General features: G+C 68.1%; 16 protein-coding genes. 1 reads left to right on the top strand and 15 read right to left on the bottom strand.

All coding sequences use genetic code 11. The features are described 5' to 3' along the window. The 8 genes from pyrR to C1A15_RS10930 all read right to left on the bottom strand — a co-directional run bounded on the left by pyrR (position 1) and on the right by C1A15_RS10930 (position 9442). Positions 1 to 588, bottom strand: coding sequence for a bifunctional pyr operon transcriptional regulator/uracil phosphoribosyltransferase PyrR (gene pyrR, locus C1A15_RS10895; RefSeq protein ID WP_101722592.1), 588 nt, complete (start codon positions 586 to 588; stop codon positions 1 to 3). A 372-nt stretch (positions 589 to 960) separates the two neighbouring features. Then, positions 961 to 1686 carry an LPXTG cell wall anchor domain-containing protein gene (locus tag C1A15_RS10900; protein ID WP_101722593.1) on the bottom strand — a complete coding sequence of 242 codons (726 nt, stop codon included), beginning with the start codon at positions 1684 to 1686 and terminating at the stop codon, positions 961 to 963. Positions 1687 to 1822: 136 nt separating this feature from the next. After that, on the bottom strand, positions 1823 to 2620 hold the full coding sequence (locus C1A15_RS10905) for a class B sortase (RefSeq protein ID WP_245865003.1): 798 nt from the start codon (positions 2618 to 2620) through the stop codon (positions 1823 to 1825). A gap of 166 nt (positions 2621 to 2786) precedes the next feature. After that, on the bottom strand, positions 2787 to 3539 hold the full coding sequence (gene fdhD, locus C1A15_RS10910) for a formate dehydrogenase accessory sulfurtransferase FdhD (RefSeq protein ID WP_101722595.1): 753 nt from the start codon (positions 3537 to 3539) through the stop codon (positions 2787 to 2789). Positions 3540 to 3543: 4 nt separating this feature from the next. Beyond that, positions 3544 to 4482: a formate dehydrogenase accessory protein FdhE gene (locus C1A15_RS10915; protein WP_101723774.1), complete on the bottom strand. Its 939-nt coding sequence runs from the start codon at positions 4480 to 4482 to the stop codon at positions 3544 to 3546. A gap of 114 nt (positions 4483 to 4596) precedes the next feature. After that, positions 4597 to 5361, bottom strand: a complete 765-nt coding sequence (locus tag C1A15_RS10920) for a cytochrome b/b6 domain-containing protein (RefSeq protein ID WP_101722596.1) — start codon at positions 5359 to 5361, stop codon at positions 4597 to 4599. Then, entirely contained in the window at positions 5354 to 6280 is a 927-nt protein-coding gene (locus tag C1A15_RS10925; protein WP_101722597.1) for a 4Fe-4S dicluster domain-containing protein, read from the bottom strand. Before C1A15_RS10925 ends, C1A15_RS10920 begins: the two co-directional genes overlap by 8 nt. A gap of 12 nt (positions 6281 to 6292) precedes the next feature. Then, positions 6293 to 9442: a molybdopterin-dependent oxidoreductase gene (locus C1A15_RS10930; RefSeq protein WP_146001848.1), complete on the bottom strand. Its 3150-nt coding sequence runs from the start codon at positions 9440 to 9442 to the stop codon at positions 6293 to 6295. A 455-nt stretch (positions 9443 to 9897) separates the two neighbouring features. On the opposite strand from C1A15_RS10930, the gene selD reads away from it, so the two are divergent. Then, positions 9898 to 10956 (top strand): selenide, water dikinase SelD, encoded by a 1059-nt coding sequence (selD, locus tag C1A15_RS10940; RefSeq protein WP_101722600.1) that lies wholly within the window; start codon positions 9898 to 9900, stop codon positions 10954 to 10956. 232 nt (positions 10957 to 11188) lie between these two features. Here the strand turns inward: selD and C1A15_RS10945 are convergent, their stop codons facing one another. From C1A15_RS10945 to C1A15_RS10975, 7 genes are all read right to left on the bottom strand, one after another. Next, positions 11189 to 11944 (bottom strand): acyl-CoA dehydratase activase, encoded by a 756-nt coding sequence (locus tag C1A15_RS10945; RefSeq protein WP_101722601.1) that lies wholly within the window; start codon positions 11942 to 11944, stop codon positions 11189 to 11191. 150 nt (positions 11945 to 12094) lie between these two features. Beyond that, positions 12095 to 12334 (bottom strand): putative Se/S carrier protein, encoded by a 240-nt coding sequence (locus C1A15_RS10950; protein WP_101722602.1) that lies wholly within the window; start codon positions 12332 to 12334, stop codon positions 12095 to 12097. Positions 12335 to 12337: 3 nt separating this feature from the next. Beyond that, the gene (locus C1A15_RS10955; RefSeq protein WP_101722603.1) at positions 12338 to 13480 is read right to left on the bottom strand and encodes an aminotransferase class V-fold PLP-dependent enzyme; all 1143 of its coding nucleotides are present in this window, start codon (positions 13478 to 13480) and stop codon (positions 12338 to 12340) included. Positions 13481 to 13515: 35 nt separating this feature from the next. Next, on the bottom strand, positions 13516 to 14130 hold the full coding sequence (gene yedF / locus C1A15_RS10960) for a sulfurtransferase-like selenium metabolism protein YedF (RefSeq protein WP_101722604.1): 615 nt from the start codon (positions 14128 to 14130) through the stop codon (positions 13516 to 13518). A 122-nt stretch (positions 14131 to 14252) separates the two neighbouring features. Then, positions 14253 to 14549, bottom strand: a complete 297-nt coding sequence (locus C1A15_RS10965; protein WP_101722605.1) for a putative Se/S carrier protein — start codon at positions 14547 to 14549, stop codon at positions 14253 to 14255. Between the two features lie 9 nt (positions 14550 to 14558). After that, positions 14559 to 15833, bottom strand: coding sequence for a double-cubane-cluster-containing anaerobic reductase (locus tag C1A15_RS10970; RefSeq protein ID WP_101722606.1), 1275 nt, complete (start codon positions 15831 to 15833; stop codon positions 14559 to 14561). A 289-nt stretch (positions 15834 to 16122) separates the two neighbouring features. Beyond that, positions 16123 to 16950 carry a formate/nitrite transporter family protein gene (locus C1A15_RS10975; RefSeq protein WP_101722607.1) on the bottom strand — a complete coding sequence of 276 codons (828 nt, stop codon included), beginning with the start codon at positions 16948 to 16950 and terminating at the stop codon, positions 16123 to 16125. Positions 16951 to 17213: the final 263 nt, after the last annotated feature.

Here is a 17213-nt window from a genome sequence, read left to right on the forward strand (position 1 = left end):
CTATTCACCTCCCAGCGGTGCCGAACCCGCGCGGGAGCCCGGTGCGATTTCCAGAATCTCGACCTCGGACTTGCCGTCCGTCTCCTCCAGGAAGAGGCGCACGTTCTCGTCCGCCGCCGACGGCACGTTCTTGCCCACGAAGTCGGCGCGGATGGGCAGCTGACGGTGCCCGCGGTCCACCAGCACGGCCAGCTGCACCGTGGCCGGGCGGCCGATGTCCATGAGCGCGTCGAGTGCGGCGCGGATGGTGCGGCCCGTGTACAGCACGTCGTCCACGAGGACGATGTCCTTGCCGTCGAGATCGAAGAAGATGTCGGTGGAGTGCACCTCGGGAGCGAGATGCGTCGCGAAGTCGTCGCGGTAGAAGCTGATGTCGAGCTTGCCGAGCGGCACCTTCGTGCCCTCAATCTGCTCGATCTTCTCGGCCAGGCGCTTGGCGAGCAGGTCGCCGCGCGTCACGATGCCGACGAGCGCGATGTTGTCCGCGCCCTTGTTCGCCTCGAGGATCTGATGCGCAATGCGCGTCAACGACCGCTCGATCTCGTCCGCGTCCATGCAGACGGTCTTGACTGTTGCTGCGTCGTTCATACACACCCTTTCTGTTCGAGTGCGTACAGACGGACCTGCGTACCGCCGGGTTCCGCGCCCGCTCCGGCAAGGCCGGGCGTCCGCGTCGCCCCCGAGTTGGCGGCGTCTGGCGCAGGGCATGAAAAAAGCCTCGCGACAGACGAAGGCTTCGACTCGTTCGCGTTCTTGTTCAGCTGAACGCTTGGGGTTCTACCTTGTCGGTCTCTCTGTACCGCTTTTAAAGGACTGCTCGCAGTATATGCGGTTCGAACCTGATATGTAACCCCTTTTATGCAGAAACTTACAAGAATTTGCATAGACGAACGAAGGATCCCTCGCGGGATCCTTCGACGGCGCGCCTTGCGGGGCTTCACTCGGAATGGCTGGTCGTGATTACTTCGCGAGCTTGCGGCGCAGTGCAAAGGCCACGGCTCCGGCGGCGACCAGCATGCCGAAAGAGGCGCTCGCCGGCGCGCCGGCGTCCATGCCGGTCTTGGGCGAGGTCGCGCCCGTGTCGGCGCCGGACGGCAGCGCAGCCGGCGTATCGGCAGCAGGCTCGACGGCGGCCGGTTCGTCCGCATCCACCTTCGAGGGGACGAACGTCACGACGAAGTCGGCGTTGTAGGAAGCATCGCCCGTTTGGTCGCCGAGGTTGAACATCTCGGACGTGAAGTTGAAGCTGCTCTGGTTGACGGCCCTCGTCACCTCGAACGACTTGGCGACGCCGGCGCTGCCCGCACTCGGCTTCACGTGCACTTCGAGCTTGTTGCATCCGGCGTACGCCCCGCCCGCCAGAAGCGCCACGCCGAAATCGATCTTCTTGGTCGCGTTCTCGGCAACCACCCTGAACGAGGGCATGCCGTCCAAGGCGCCGTCGGCCGTCTCGCTCGTAGCGATGACGGCGAACGAGGACGCCCTCGTCTCGCCAGAGAGGACGCACGAGCCGTCCTCGTTCGACGCGCTCTCCTGCCACGGCTCGATCGAGCGGGTCGCCGCTCCCGTCTCCTGCGCGGTCGCCTGATCCGCCGTCGGCTCAGCCGCCTCGTCGGCCCACGCGAGCGCGGGGAGCGCGCTCGCGATCATCGCAGCGCACAAAAGCGCGTCCAGCTTCTTCTTCATATCAGCACCTCTCTCGTCGATGCGCCCCGGAAAGGGCGCGTGCGTTCCACAGCCCCTCCATGCTACGGCACGAAGGCGCGCCGTTCGACCCGTTGAGCGAAAGCGGCGCTCCTCGCTGCGAAACCGGAAGCGCATCTCAAGCCGCAGGCTCCTCGCCCACGAGCACGGCCGTGACGATATAGCGCACCGGGTCGTTCGTCCACGCCGAACGGCACGTGCTAAGCTGCACGATGCGGTCGTCGGCGTCGAGCTGCGCGCCGTCGCGCACGTTCGCCTTCGGGTCGTCGGGCGCGAGCACCGATGCGAAGTAGCCCGCTCGCACGGCGGGGTCGGAGAAGTCGAACGAGTTGAGGATGTGCCGGTCGTCGTACTCGTAGGCCGCCACCACCTCGTAGGCGAGGATACGATCGGGCAGGTAGACGTGCAGGTCGGAATTGTCGGCGAAGAACGCCGGGTCCTCGTAGGCGTGCAACGTGGCGAACATCGCATCGTTCACGATGTTGTGGCCGTACAGCACGGTGACGGGATCGGAGAAGTCGGTCGCGTTCGCCATCTGCGAGAACACCGCGCCTTCGACGGCCGGCTCGCCGTAGCGGTCATGGTCGAGGTAGAAGAAGTCGTCGCCCGGGCGCTGCAGCACGGGAAGGTTGACGTTCGTGTTCGGCACGTAGAGCCACGCGTAAACATCGGGGTTCTCCTGGCGCAGCTCCTCGAAGTCGATGGGGTTCTCCCGCGGTCCGTCCGCAGGCGCATCGTAGGCGCGCTCCGCCGTCGGCAGCGGTGTGCGCTCGATCGCGCGCACCGCATCGGCCGCGTGCTGCTGTTGCCAGACGAGATAGCCGAACCCCGCCGCCGCCCCGGCGAACAGCAGCGCCAGCAGCACGACGAGCGCCATCGCGCTCGGATTGCGTCGTACGCGCCTGGAATGCCCCAAAGGAAGCCCTTTCTCGTTCGGGCGCGCCTACGCGCCGCGCGCCGTCCCGGCAATTCAAAGGCAATCGGCAAGCGCGGTCAAGGCGCGCGCCGAAACCGGGCGCCCCTACGCCGAAACCGGACAGGGACACGCCACCTTGCCGCCGAAACGGTCGACGGCCCGCTCCCTACCCGATGATGCGCTCGGGGCGCGACAGCACGCGCACGCGGCCGTCGCGGCAGTGCGAAACGAGGGTGACGCCGAGGGCCTCGGCGCGGGCCACGGCCTCGTCGGTGGCCGACTTGCGGCTGACGAGCACGGAGCAGCCGGCCCGGTAGGCCTTGAGCGCCATCTCGCAGCTGATGCGCCCCGTGATGAACAGCGCCTTGTCGCGCACGTCCACGCGGTCGAGCCATGCCTGGCCCACGAGCTTGTCCATGGCGTTGTGGCGCCCGATGTCCTCGCGCACGAGCAAGAGGGAGCCCTCGCCCGCCGCCCCCAGCCCGCAGCCGTGCACGCACTCGCCGGTGTTGCGGCGCGGGCTGCGCTCGCACAGCTCGTCCATGCAGGCCAAGAGGTCGTCGGCGTCGAATCGGGCCGTCGTCTCGAGCACGCGCGGCTCTTCCACGCGCCGCGCGTCGCGCAAAAGCGCCGAGCTCGCGCAGCCGGCCGACGTGACGCGGTGCAGGGGCACGTAGCCCTCCGCGGCGCACTCGCCGCTGGCCACGTACACGGCAGCCTCCTCGGGCACGGCGGTCACCTCGACGAAGCACTCGCGGTCGGCGATGAGGCCCTCGGACAGCAGGTAGCCCACGGCGAGCTCGGGCAGCCCGAAGGGGCTGCCCTGGCTCACCGCCACGGGCACGTCGTTCAGGTAGATGCGGATGGGCCGCTCGGCCGATTCGCTGCGCGCGGGTGCGGGGTACTCCACGATGGCCATGGCGCTACCCCCGCGCCGGCGCTTCGACGGCTTCGGCTCCCTCGCCGGCCGCAGCCGCGTCGGCGGCGGCGCGCTGGTAGGCCACGAGGTCGAGCTTCGCCATGAGCACGTCCTCCACCTCGAACGAGAAGGGCGCGAGCGCGTCGGCCTGGTACACGGTGCGCGTGTAGCCGCCGCACTCGTCGCAGGTGGCCAGGCGGTGCGCCTCGTCGCCTTCGAGGTTGAAGTAGTGCAGGTGCCCCTGGTTCTGCGTGCCGCAGCGCGCGCAGCGCACGCGCTCGAAGTCCCACACGCAGCCGCAATGGCCGCACCACAGGCGCTTGCCGCGCCCCTGCCCCGCCGGCGCTCCGCTCACCTGCGCCACGGCGGCCTCGCCTCCGCATACGGGGCAGCGCACGCTGTGCGGCTCGTCGGCGCCCGCCGCGCGGCGCGCCTGCTCGATGGCCGCAGCCGGGCCCTCCAGCAGCGCGCGCAGCGCGAGCGCCGCGGCGGCGGCGCCGATGCGGGCCGCGTCCTCGTCCATGCCGTCGTCTTCCAAGAGCGCGGCGAACGACTCGACGTAGGCTGCCGGATCGCTGCCGGCCAGCGCGAGGTCGCTCGCCGTCGCCATGCGCTCCCAGTTCGTGCGCGACAGCGCCTCGCTCGTCGACGCCGCGAAGCCGCCGTGCTCGGCCATGAGCGCGGCCACCCGCCCCACCGCGCCCGCCAGCGCGTCGGCCTCGAGCGCGACCGGCGCCTGCGCGAGCACGGGCTCGCCCGCCCGCGCCCATGCGCGCAGGCTGTCCGCGTCGGGCAGCGGGTAGGCTGCGGCCGTATCGGCGCTCGCGGCGGCCTCGTCGGCCGCGCCCCACAGCTCGCGGAAGAACGCGAGTCGCGCGTTGTCGGCGTCGTCGAGGTTCGTACGGTACGCGGCGATGGCCGCGTCGATGGCTTTGAGGTTCATATGCTTGCATCCTATCGATTCGGTGTCCCTGCCCGCGCCGCGCATGCCGCGCGGGCAGGACGTTCGTGCCGCCGCGCAGGGCGGCGGCACGAACAGGCCGTCTTGCAATCGTGCTTACTTCGTCTTCTCCACCACGTTCTGGCCGGTGGCGATCTCCTCGCGAGCCCAGTGGCCCCAGTGGTACAGGGCGTCGGACTCGGACACGGTGCCGTCGCCGAACATGAGCTTGGCCGTGCCGCGGTACGGCTGGAAGATGCCGGCGCCCAGGAAGATGTGCGCGAGCGCGAACACCGCGATCAGCAGGAAGCCCACGTCGTGCAGGAACAGGAAGATGCCCTGCGCCCCGCCGAAGTCGACCACCGTCGAGCCCAGCAGCAACAGCACGCCCGTGATGCCCATGAGCGCGCCGGCGAACCACAGCATGCCGTCGGCGAAACGCTGGCCGCTCTTGACCTCGCCCTGGTCGGGCATGTGGATCCACTTGGCCATGAACAGGTACGGGAAGAACAGGATCATCCACTTCTTGTCGTCGGAGTCCCACTTCGCGAACAGGTTCTTGAAGATGTGGGCCACGCCCTTCGGCGCCATGATGGCGCTGACGAGGGGCACGGCGACGAAGACGACGCCGATGACGCGGTGCGACATGCGGATGAGCCACACGGCGTCCGGGCCGGCCATCGCGGCGAGCGCCGGGACGAACACGAACAGCCCCGAGATGGCCAGCAGGATGCACGCGATGATGGTGACGTCGTGCGTGACGCGCGCCTGCAGCGAGTGGCGCTTGATATAGCGCTCCTTGCCGCTCTTCGCCATGCCTTCCAAGAACGCCTGGTTCTTGGCGGCCTCCTCAGCGGAGACCATGACGGGTCCCTTATTCATCGTTGCCTCCCTTCTTGCCGCCCAGGTTCTCGAAGATGTGCTCCTTCACCGATTCGGTGTCCTGGCCGTCGCCGTGCTTGACCACCGCTCCGGTGTCCACGTCGATGGTGTCCTCGGTCTCGGCATTGTACGCCAGCTTGTCGCGCTTGTAGCCGACGCCGAGGGCGAACATGGCAGCCAGGCCGGCCACCGTCACGCCCGTGGCCACCGCCGTGACCGGCTTCATGATCTGCGTCAGGCCGACGATCGGGTTGACCTGCGGGTTCTCGACCTGGCCATGAGCGGCCACGCCGTGCTTGAGCACCTGGACGACGTGCAGGCCGCCCACCTGGTCCTCGCCGTACACGGCGGCGTCGGCGTAGCCCTTGCCTTGCAGGTAGCTCACGCGCTCCTTGGCCTGGGCCAGCAGCTCGTCGCGATCGCCGAACACGAGCGCGCCGGGCTGGCACGTCGTGACGCACGCAGGGGACAGGCCCTGCTCGATGCGGTCGAGGCAGCCCGTGCACTTGTTCATGCGACCGTTGTCCTCGCGGTACTGCGGCACGTCGAACGGGCAGGCCGTGGAGCAGTACTTGCAGCCGATGCACTTGGAGTCGTCCACGCTCACGAGCCCCGTGGCCTCGTCCTTGAACACCGCGCCCGCCGGGCAGATGGTGGCGCAGGGGGCATCGGTGCAGTGCTGGCAGCTCCGGCGCCCGAAGGCCCACTTCACACCCTTGTCGCCGCCGGCCTCCTCGTGGAAGCTGATCAGGATGCGCGTGGCGCCGTTCAGGTCCATCGGGCTTTGGTAGGAGCCCGTCGAGGGGTTCCCGTTCTTCTCGAGGGTGGACGGCAAGCCGTTCCAGCACTTGCAGGCCACCTGGCAGCCGCGGCACGCGGTGCAGCGGGAGGAGTCGAACAATATGGCTTTCTCACTCATAGCTCACCCCTCCTATGCTTTCTCGATATCGACCAGGAACGCCTTGTACTCGGGAACCCAGCAGTTCGGGTCGCCCACGTTCGGCGGCAGGTCGTTGACGATGTCGCCCGTGGCGAAATCGCCCGCCCAGCCGAAGTGGTGCGTCATGCCCACCTGGTGCACCGTCTCGCCGTTCACCTTGAACGGCTTGAAGCGCGGCGTCACCAGCGCCATGACCTCCACCGAGCCGCGGTTGTTGAACACGCGGACGCGCTCGCCGTTCTCGATGCCCTTCTCGGCTGCCAGCTCGACCGACATCTCGACGAACTGCTCGGGCATGGCCTCGTTGAGCGCGGGGCACGTGCGGGTCTGGCCGCCAGTCTGCCAGTGCTCGGTGACCGAGTAGGTGGTCACCGCGATGGGGTACTGGCTGCGGTCGCCGCGCTTGACCGACTCGAACTCGGCGAAGCGGACGCACGGCGAGTTCTGCCGGCCGTTCATCTGGTTGTCGGCCGGGCTCTCGAAGGGCTCGTAGTGCTCGGGCAGCGGCCCGTCGCCCATGCCGTAGCTCTCCAGGCGCGCGTTCTGCTCCCACAGCATCATGAAGGCCTTGTTGTTCGGGGGAACCGGCGTGCCGTTGGACACGGCCACGAAGTCGCCGACGTCGTTTTGCACCCACTTGTCGCCCGTCCACTCGACGAGCACCCGGTTCGGGTTCCAGGGCTTGCCCTCCATGTCGGCCGAGGCGCGGTTGTAGATGACGCGGCGGTTGAGCGGCCAGGCGAAGGAGAACTTCGGATGCAGGCCCAGCCCCGAGGGATCCTCGGTGTTGCGCCCGCCGGCGGCCTGCTCGGCCGGATCGAGCGGCGCGTCGTTGTTGGCCCAGAAGCCGGTGTAGATCCACATGCCGCAAGCCGTGGAGCCGTCGGCCTTGAGGTTCGCGAACGACGAGAGCAGCTCGGTCTTCGGGGCGGCCGAGGTCGTGTTGCACTCGGTGCCTTCGTACACGTAGCCGTTCAGGGCCCAGTTCACGGGGCGCGGATCGATCTTGCCGTCCACGTAGTAGTCCCACTTCGTGTTCAGAATGGGCTCGGGCGCCACGCCGCCTTCCTTCTTGTACACGTCGACGATGGCCGTCCACAGCACGTCGCAGATCTCGTAGTCGGGCTTGGCCTCTTCCCACGGCTCGACGGCCTGGAAGCGCCACTGCAGCCAGCGGCCCGAGTTCGCGATGATGCCGGGCTTCTCGTAGATGAGGGCCGCGGGCAGGAAGTACACCGTGGTGTCGACGTCGGCCGGGTTCATGTCGGGGGCCTTCCAGAAGGTGGCGGACTCCGTCTCCACCCAGTCGGCCACCACGAGCCAGTCGAGGTTCGCCATGGCGCGGCGCACGTTGCTCGCGTTCGGCGCCGAATGGCAGGGGTTCATGCCCCAGTTGAAGTAGCCCTTGATGACGCCTTGGCTCATGAGCTCGAACGAGCCGATGATGGAGTAGTCGGGGCTCTTCGGCACCTTCGGCCACCAGTCGTAGCCGTAGTCGTTGTCCACCGTGGCCGCGTCGCCGAACCACTCCTTGAGCGCGGAGACGATGAACTTCGGCTTGTTGGTGTAGTAGCCGTCGGAATAGGTTTCCTTCTCGCACCATTTGCGCAGAGACGGGGTGCCGTACTCGGTGGGCCAGTTCAGGTACCCGGGCTGGTTCGCCACGAGCATGCCCATGTCGGTGGCTCCCTGCACGTTCGGCTCGCCGCGCAGCGCGTTCACGCCGCCGCCGGCCACGCCGACGTTGCCCAGCAGAAGCTGTAGGATGCCCATGGAGCGGCAGTTCTGCGCGCCGTAGGTGTGCTGCGTCTGGCCGAGGGCATACAGGATGGTGCCGGACTTGTCGGGAGCGCCCGTGGAGGCGTAGGTGGCGTACACCTTCTCCAGCAGGTCCTTGTCCATGCCGCACACGCTGGACACGGCGTCCAGGTCGTAGCGGGAGTAGTGCTTCTTCATCTGCTGGAACACGCACATCGGGTCCTGCAGGGTCATGTCGCGCTTCGGCACCTCGACGGTGGGAGGCGTGAACGCGGGCACGCCCTCGGCCGCGGCCCAGGCGTAGGCGCCGCCCTCGGAGGTGTCCCATTCTTTCGTGGACTCGACCTGGTAGTGCCAGGTCTTCGCGTCGTAGGTGGCGCTGTCCTCGTCGAAGCCCGAGAAGATGCCCGCCTCCACGTCGAAGGAGTACTCCTCGTCGAGCAGGTAGGAGGCGTTCGTGTAGTTCAGCACGTACTCGTGCTGCCACAGGTCGTGCTCGATGATGTAGTTGAACAGGCCGCCGTAGAAGGCGATGTCGGTGCCCGAGCGGATGGGGCAGTAGATGTCCGCCATCTCGGCCGAGCGCGTGTAGCGCGGGTCGACGACGATCCACGTCGCGCCGTTATCGAGCGCCTTCTGCACCCACTTGGAGGACACGGGATGGTTCTCGACGTTGTTGGAGCCGATCGTCATGATGACGTCGGCGTTCTGCATGTCGCAATAGTGGTTCGTCATGGAACCGCGACCGAATGTTGCTGCCAGACCGGCAACCGTGGGGCTGTGTCAAACACGAGCCTGGTTGTCGATGGCTATCACCCCTAACGAGCGCATCATCTTGTTGATGAGGTACTCTTCCTCGGAGTTCTGCTGGCTGCCGCCCAGGCTGGCGATGCCGTGGCACCGGTTCACCGTGATGCCGTTGGCCACCGTCTCGAACGTCTCGTCGCGGGTCTTCTTGACCCACTTCGCGATCTCGGCGACGGCATCGTCCCAGGTGATGTCCTCCCACTCGGAGGCGCCGGGACGGCGCACCATCGGCTTGGTCCGGCGGTTCGGGTTCTTGATCACCTCGCGCGTGGCAGGATCCACCACGTTGCGCAGCTGGAACATCGTGGCGCCCTTCGGGCACAGACCGCCCTGGTTGATGGGGTGGTCGGGATCGCCTTCGATGTTCACCAGCTCGCCGTCGCGGGTGGAGCAGATCACGCCGCATCCGCCCGAGCAGTAGCAGCAGATGTTCGTGTACTCCTCCGTGTTCACGAGCTTCCAGTCGGCTGCGGGCTCGACGGCCAGCGCCTCCGACTGTGAGGACAGCTCGAACGCCATGGTAGTGGCGAACGCGGCACCGGCGGCTTTGAAGAAGCCCCTGCGTGACAGGTTCATGTCCTCGTTCTCCTTCCTTCTCGTCCGTTGAGAATCATGCCCGAGACCAGCGGGAGAACGTCGCCGAGGGCATGGGAGACGTCGTCCTGCTCGTGGTGCCGGATTGCATGGTGTGCCGGGACGGCAGCCCTCCACCGCCCGACGACCGCGATCTTAGCAAGCGCGCCAAGATGCGACGTAATCAGTTTCTGATGATATGGGTCGTTTTATGCGCAAACGCTCAAGATTCATTCGTGGAATATTCGGTAAACGACACCCCGCCGGAAAAGCGGCAGAGCGAGCGGTCGCTTTCCCCTGGTGGGCGGCGACCCGTCTCCGGTAGACGGTACGTTTGAGGCACCGCTACGGTATCGACGAGCGGCGCGGATAACGCGTAGGCGGCAGGATGATCGACGGGTGCGCAGGACTGTTATACTGGATGCAGCAACCATCGCGTCCATGCGGAAGGAACGGCCATGAGCGAGACCGAGCGCATACGCCTCACCCACCTCACCGAGAAGGGCGGTTGAGCGGCGAAGTGGGGTCCGGGCGACCTCGAAGAGATATTGAAGGACATCGCGCCGCCTCCCGACGCCGACCTGCTGCTGGGCTTCGACACCTCCGACGACGCCGCCGTCTACCGGTTGAACGACGAGACGGCCGCCGTGCTGACGCTCGACTTCTTCACGCCGGTGGTGGACGATCCCTACGAGTTCGGCGCCATCGCCGCGGCGAACGCGCTGTCCGACGTGTTCGCCATGGGCGCGAAGCCGCTGACCGCGCTCAACATCCTCGCGTTCCCCTGCAGCCTCGGCACCGACGTGGTGGGCGAGGTGCTGCGCGGCGGGGCAGACAAGGTGGCCGAGGCGGGCGCGTTCGTGGTGGGCGGCCACTCCATCGAGGACGACGAGCCCAAGTACGGGCTGTCGGTGTTCGGCACCGTGCACCCCGACCGCATCGTCAGAAACGGCGGGGCGCTGCCGGGCGACGTGCTGTTCTACACGAAGACCATCGGCTCGGGGCTCATGAACTCGGCGTTCCGCGCCGGGTTCGAGGACGACGAGGGCATGCGCCCCGTCATCGACTCCATGATGGAGCTCAACCGTGCGGGCGCCGAGGCGATGGCGAGCGTGCACGCGCATGCCGCCACCGACGTGACGGGCTTCGGGCTGGCGGGCCACCTCCACGAGATGCTCGACGCCTCGGGCGCCTCGGCCGAGCTCTTCTGGGACGACCTGCCCCTGTTCGAGGGCGCCTACGCGTACTCGTGCGACTTCTGCCGCCCCGCCAAGACGTTCGGCATCGTGGATTGGGCGCGCGCCTTCGTGGAGCAGGGCGCGCTCGACGACGAGGAGTTCGAGAACCGCATGGGCGTGCTGTGCGACCCGCAGACGTCGGGCGGCCTGCTCGTGGCCGTGGCGAGCGAGGAGGCCGACGCGTTCGCGGAGGCGTTCGTGCGCGCCGCCGGACGCCGCCCCGCGCTGATCGGGCGCGTGCGGGACGGAAAGAGCGGAACCATCGCGATGCGCGCGTGAGGATGTCCCAAAGGGCCCACGTGTCCCAAAGGGGCCAGGCCCCTTTGGGACATAACGGCGGACTGCATGCCTGCTGGACAAAAACGCGAGTTTTCTTTATCTTTTTTCCAGTATAATCTAAACTTCGACGCTTTGACCTCGGGTTATTGGAGCCGCCCGCGACCGAGGCTCGCTACAGGGTAGAAAATCTAGAGAAAACCCGCGTTTTTGTCCATGACCTTCACCATAATGGTTATCGGACGGACATCGCCAGCAGCGCGGCGCCCACCGCGCCGGCATAGCGCGCCCGCGCGTCGGTGGCCACGGGCGAGCCGAGGCGCACTCCCAAGCGCTCGACGAAGTACCCGTTCTCGCACAGGCCGCCCGTCAGGTAGTACGGCGCGCCCTTGCCCTGCGCCGCGAGCACCGACACCCTCTCCACCACCGACTCGATCACGCCGTACGCGATGTCCTCGCGGGGCGTGCCGGTGCCGATGAGGCTGATGACCTCGGATTCCGCGAACACCGTGCACATGGACGAGATGGACGTGGGAGCGCCCGCCTGCGCGAGGCGCGCGAGCTCTCCCTGGCTGACGCCGAGGCGGTTCGCCATGACCTCGAGGAACTTGCCCGTGCCGGCCGAGCACTTGTCGTTCATCGCGAACTTCGCCACCTTGCCGCCGCGCAGCACGATGACCTTCGTGTCCTGGCCGCCCACGTCCACCACGGTGCCCTCGCCTCCGAACAGGAAACCGGCGCCCTTGCCGTGGCAGGTGATCTCGGTGACCACGCGGTTCGCGTAGGGAACGGCGACGCGCCCGTAGCCGGTGGCCACGCAGGGCGCGTCGAGCGGGTCGAAGCCCCGGGCGCGCAGCTGCTCGGCCAGGCGCTCGGCTGCGTCCACGCTGCTGTACCCCGTCGGGCACACGAACGTCGCGACGAGCTCGCAGCCCTCGAGCACCGCAGCTTTCGCCGCCGTGCTGCCTATGTCGATGCCGATAGCGGGCATGGGCAAGATCCTTTCATTTTCTCTCTTGGCGCGGAGAAGAGCGTGCCTATCGCGCGGCGCATCGGAGCCGATGAGAGAACCCGCAGGTCGTCTCAGCGGCGCGGATGCGCCGCGGCGCCCACGTCCTCCTCCAAGCCAGGGGGCGTCGGCCTAGTACAGCTCCACCTCGTGCACGGCCTCGTACGCGAGCGCGCCGTCGGCGAAGGCGGCGAGCAGCGCGTCGCGTTCCTCGGCGGGAACGCACCAGGCGAGGCCGCAGCCGGCGGATATCTCGGACGGTATGGGGATCATCCTGCCTGGGAAGCCCGCCTCGCGGGCAGCGGCCTCAACGGCCATCGCATCGCTCGTGGACGCGAACGTCACCACGGCTTTCGGCGTCTTTCTGCGCACGGCTCACGCCTCCTCGGCGATGGCGGCCACGGCGGCGATGCCGGCGTCCACCTCGTCTTCGGCGTTGAAGCTGCTGAAGCTGAACCGCACCGCGCCCTGGTTCTGGGTGCCCAGCGCCTCGTGCATGAGCGGCGCGCAGTGGGCGCCGGCGCGCGTGCAGATGCCGAACTCGGCGTTGAGCGCATCGCCCACCGCCGCGGAGTCCAGCTCGCCCACGTTGAGCGCCACGATGCCGCAACGACCCGCGTCGCCGCCCCCTCCCAGCACCCGCACGCCCTCGATGCCGCGCACGCCGCGCTCGAACCGCTCGGCCAGGGCCCGCACCCGCGCGCCCATCTCCTCGACGCCGCGCTCCTCGATGTAGGCGAGCCCCGCGCCCAGGCCGGCGATGCCGTGGGCGTTGAGCGTGCCCGCCTCCAGCCGCTCGGGCATGCGCACGGGGTGGCGCCGGTCGTAGCTGTGCACGCCTGAGCCGCCCACCTTGAGCGGCTCCACGTCCACGCCCTCCGCCACGGCGAGGCCGCCCGTGCCCTGCGGGCCGTACAGGCTCTTGTGCCCCGTGAACGCCACGAGGTCGAGCCCGTCGCGCCCCATGTCGATGGGCACGACGCCGGCCGTCTGGGCGGCGTCCACCAGCAGCAGCACGCCGCGCTCGCGGCAGATGCGGGCGATGCGGGCGATATCGTACACGTCGCCCGTCAGGTTCGAGGCGTGGGTGACGACCGCGAGGCGCACGTTCGGCTCGAGCGCCGCGTCGAGCGCTTCGTAGTCGAGCGCCCCGCGCGCGTCGTGCGGCACCACGGTCAGCTTGCATCCGCGCTCGTCGACCGCGCGGTACAGCGGGCGCAGCACCGAGTTGTGCGACGCGGCCGTGGTCACGAGCGCATCGCCCGGGCGCACGAGCCCGTTGACGGCCGTGTTGAGCGCCTCGGTGGCGTTGCCGGCGAACGCCACGCGCGCAGGATCGCCCGCGCCGAACAGGCGCGCGAGCTGCTGGCGCGCACGGAACACGGCATAGCCCGCGTCGAGGGACGCCTCGTGCACGCCGCGGCCCACGCCGCCGAACCCGTTGATGGCGCGCGCCACCGTCTCGGCCACCGCCGGCGGCTTGGATGCGGTGGTGGCCGCGTTGTCGAAGTAGATCATAGCTCCACGGTCCTTGTCCTCGCGCGTCTTCGACCCTACGGGCGGACGATGCCGCGCGCGTTCGCCTGCTTCTCCACGATCACGTACATGTTCGTGGCCTCGCCTACTTCCAGCTGCTCGGCCAACCCGTAATGGTTCAGGCACGTGCCGCAGCTCATGACCTCCACGCCGGCCTCGGCCAGCGCGCGCAGGTCGTCGAGCGACGAGGAGCCGGCGCACGCCAGCTTCACGCCGCCGTTGTACATGAGCACCGTTTCCGGCAGCTCGTCGAGCTGGGTGAGGGCGAACACGAAGCCCTTCATGAGCACCGCCCCCAGCTCGTCGTCGCCCGACCCCATGAACTCGGACGGGATCACCGCCACGACGCCGCCCGTCGGGGTCGCCTGGACGGCCGGGCACGCGGCGTCTTGGGCAGCCGCAGCCGCGACGCTCGCCGCGCCCTTCGCGAACGTCACCGCGAACGTCGACGCCCCGCGCTCCTCGCCGGACGCCTCCACCTTGAGCGTCTTGCCGAGCGCCTCGAGGTTGTGCACCGCGGTCTCGTTGTCAACGAGCACTTCGAGCACGCCCTCCCCCATGGCCGCGAGCGCCTTCTTGGCGCGCACCACGGGAAGCGGGCACGCCTGGCCCCGCGCGTCGATTCTCTCCATCGCGATCCCTTCTTTCTCCGTCGTGCCCTTCGGCTCGCGCCGCAGGGGCTCCTTCGACTCCGACCTGCGGCCGCCGCCCGTGACGGCGAATCCCGGGCGGCCTCCGCTTGTGACGGCGCCTGTCAGCAAAACGTATCGCGCCGCGCGTTGAGCTGGCGCGGCAGCCGGGCGACTCCTTCGAGCGGGATGCCCTCCTCCTGCGCGAGGCGCTCGAGCAGCTCCACGTCGTCGCACGACGCAAGCAGCGACACCCCGCAGGATGCGCGCGCGGCGCGGGGTGTGGGCGATATGCGCACCGTGCGCCCCGCATCGCGCGCCGCTTCGTACAGCCGCCAACCGTCGGTATGGCTCGAGAACAGGATATAGCAATCCACGGGCCGCGGGCCCTCGTTCACCGTATCGGCAGCGTCTTGTTGCACTGATCCGCCCTACGCGTCCAGCATCTCGACGAACGCGCCGATACGCGTGCGCAGCTGCTCGGCGTCGTTGTCGGCGTAGTCCGTCTCGAGGCCCAGGCACGGGATGCCCTCCTCGGCGAGCGCGTCGGCCAACGAGCCCTTCTCCACGTCGTAGAGCGTGCAGAACTTGAGGTTCGCGTCGATCACGCCGTCCACCTGGTACTCCTTCGCCATGCGCACCACGTCGGCGACGCGACCCGGGTTCGGCGTGAAGCACGCGCAGTTGTTCTTCATGTAGCGCTCGGACAGCGCCTGGAACATGCCGTCGAGCGTGTCGGCGCCCTCGTCTACCTCGTTCTCGAAGTAGCGCGTGCCCGTGCACATCTCCTCGCACACCACCACGGCGCCGCTCGTCTCGATGAGGTGGTGCAGCTTCCAGTTCGGGATGGCCAGCGGCGTGCCCGTGACGAGGATGCGCTTCGTGCCGGCCGGCGCCGCGCCCTCGCCGCGCTCGATGCGCTCCTCCAGCTCGTCGGCCAGCTTGTTGGCCGTCTCGGCACAGCGCGCCGGGTCGTCGAAGAACGCGATCTGCATCATGAGCAAGGCGTCCTTGCCGCTGATGGGCACCGGGTCGGCCTTGCGGGCCTCGTACACGCGCGCCAGCGCGCGGCGCTTCTCGTTGATGAGGCGGATGGCCCGGGCCAGGTTCTCCTCGGTCAACTCGTTGCCCGTGACCGCTTCCACCTTCTTCGCGAACAGGGCGATCTCGTCCTTCCACGCCGCGATGTCCTTGGCGCGCTTCACCTGCGGAACGTCCATGACGTACGTCTCTTTGTCGGCCCCGAGGATCTCGTAAGCCTTCTTCTTGCCGTCGCACGTGGTCTCGCCCACGTACAGATCCGCCACGCTGAAGTACGGGCAGGTCCGGCCGAAGTGCGCGCCGAGCGACGCCTTGATCAGCGGGCAGATGCCGCTCGGCAGCACCTTCTCGCCTTCGGGCACCCAGAACTGCGAGCCGCCGCACAAGCCGGTGACCGCGCCGCCGCAGGCGACGACCACCTCGTCGGGCACGAACACGCAGAACGTGCCGAACACCTTGCCCCCGCGGCTTTGCAGCTCGATGAGCTCGGCCGGGCGCACGCCGTGGATCTCGGACACCACGAAGTCGTAGAACGCCATGTTCTCCGGTCGGTTCTCCTGCGTGAGGTACGTGTCGCCGAACGCCATCGGCAGCACGGCGCACAGCTGGTCGTGCGTTTCCAGGTCCATACCCAGGTCTTTCCACATAGCCTGATAATCAGCCATGAAGGCCCCCTTCGATACCGGTCGATGAGCAAGCTTGCGTCGCGAGACGGCATGCTTGCGGCACTATTCGATTGCGATGCAGAATGGATGGAACAGCGCCGCCGGACGCGCGCAGAGGCGCATGCGGGACGCGATGAGGTGCGCGGAAGCGAAGCGCCGCCCCGCATGCAGAAATGGCACCCGCGCAGAAGTCGTGCCAATGCGAAGCAACGCCGTAATGATACCGTATGTCGGCCGCCCGTCGCAATCATCGATTCCATGATCGGCGAGCGGTCGGCGGCGAGGCCCTTTACCTGCTCGCGGCCTTTTGCCGATGGACGAACCAGAACGCGAGCCCCACTGCGACGCCGCCGACGATGTTGCCGAGCGTGGCCGCCGACAGGTTCGCGGCGAGGCCGCCGAGCGTGACCGCGTCGGGAGCGCCCACGCCCATCGAGTTGAGCAGCAGCCCCATGGGAAGGAAGAACATGTTGGCGACGCAGTGCTCGAACCCGCAGGCGACGAAGGCCGAGATGGGCAGGATGATGCCGATGACCTTGTCGACGACGGTGCGCGCCGAGAAGCCGATCCATACCGCCAGGCACACGAGGATGTTGCACATGACGCCTTTGAAGAACAGCGTGGCCCAATCGGGAGCGACCTTGCCCGCCGCCACGCTGACGAACGCCTCGCCGACCGCCCCGCCGTTCATGGCGGCGACGTTGGCGAGGAAGACGAGCGCGAGCGCGACGAGCGCTCCCGCAAGGTTGCCGATCCAGACGATCGCCCAGTTCCGCAGCAAGAGCGCCCACCCGATCCGCTTCGACGCCTTGGCGCATACCATGAGGATGTTGCCGGTGAACAGCTCGGCCCCGCAGCACAGCACGAGCACGAGGCCGAGGCAGAAGCAGACGCCGCCCACCATGCGCTGCACGGCGAACGGCATGGTCGGATCGCCGAGGAACACGCAGAAGTACAGCGCGCCGAACGCGATGAACGCGCCGGCGAGCATGGAGGACGCGAAGCACCTCGCCGACGGAATGGCCGCTTTCGCCTCCCCGACGGCCTCGGCCTTCGCAGCGGTCTCGGCCGGCGAGAGCGCGTCCGGCTTGAGCGTTTTGATTTCGTCTGGCGTCATGATTGAGCCCTTTTCCTTCCCTGTCTCGTCCCGGCCCCGATCCTCGTCCCCTTCGAAGCCGCAGGGTATGGTACCTCAACTCGCCGCCTCGAGGCGAAACAATAGTCTTTTCCTCGACAATTTCCCCATCGCAGCGCCCCGCGCCGGGGTTCTCCGCGAATGTTCCCGGGTCGTTCGCCCACCGCGGCGCGGAGGGCTGGTATACTTTGGAGCGCGGCCGCATCGGCCGCGCGCTCCCGCACCCAAGCACGAGAAAGGCGCTC

The organism is Eggerthella timonensis (assembly GCF_900184265.1).
GTDB classification, from domain to species: Bacteria; Actinomycetota; Coriobacteriia; order Coriobacteriales; family Eggerthellaceae; genus Eggerthella; species Eggerthella timonensis.

What these genes read in the sequence shown, in the direction of transcription:
- pyrR (WP_101722592.1), bottom strand. Translation starts at nt 588, where the DNA reads ATGAACGACGCAGCAACAGTCAAGACCGTCTGCATGGACGCGGACGAG.
- C1A15_RS10900 (WP_101722593.1), bottom strand. Translation starts at nt 1,686, where the DNA reads ATGAAGAAGAAGCTGGACGCGCTTTTGTGCGCTGCGATGATCGCGAGC.
- fdhD (WP_101722595.1), bottom strand. Translation starts at nt 3,539, where the DNA reads ATGGCCATCGTGGAGTACCCCGCACCCGCGCGCAGCGAATCGGCCGAG.
- C1A15_RS10915 (WP_101723774.1), bottom strand. Translation starts at nt 4,482, where the DNA reads ATGAACCTCAAAGCCATCGACGCGGCCATCGCCGCGTACCGTACGAAC.
- C1A15_RS10920 (WP_101722596.1), bottom strand. Translation starts at nt 5,361, where the DNA reads ATGAATAAGGGACCCGTCATGGTCTCCGCTGAGGAGGCCGCCAAGAAC.
- C1A15_RS10925 (WP_101722597.1), bottom strand. Translation starts at nt 6,280, where the DNA reads ATGAGTGAGAAAGCCATATTGTTCGACTCCTCCCGCTGCACCGCGTGC.
- C1A15_RS10945 (WP_101722601.1), bottom strand. Translation starts at nt 11,944, where the DNA reads ATGCCCGCTATCGGCATCGACATAGGCAGCACGGCGGCGAAAGCTGCG.
- C1A15_RS10955 (WP_101722603.1), bottom strand. Translation starts at nt 13,480, where the DNA reads ATGATCTACTTCGACAACGCGGCCACCACCGCATCCAAGCCGCCGGCG.
- yedF (WP_101722604.1), bottom strand. Translation starts at nt 14,130, where the DNA reads ATGGAGAGAATCGACGCGCGGGGCCAGGCGTGCCCGCTTCCCGTGGTG.
- C1A15_RS10970 (WP_101722606.1), bottom strand. Translation starts at nt 15,833, where the DNA reads ATGGCTGATTATCAGGCTATGTGGAAAGACCTGGGTATGGACCTGGAA.
- C1A15_RS10975 (WP_101722607.1), bottom strand. Translation starts at nt 16,950, where the DNA reads ATGACGCCAGACGAAATCAAAACGCTCAAGCCGGACGCGCTCTCGCCG.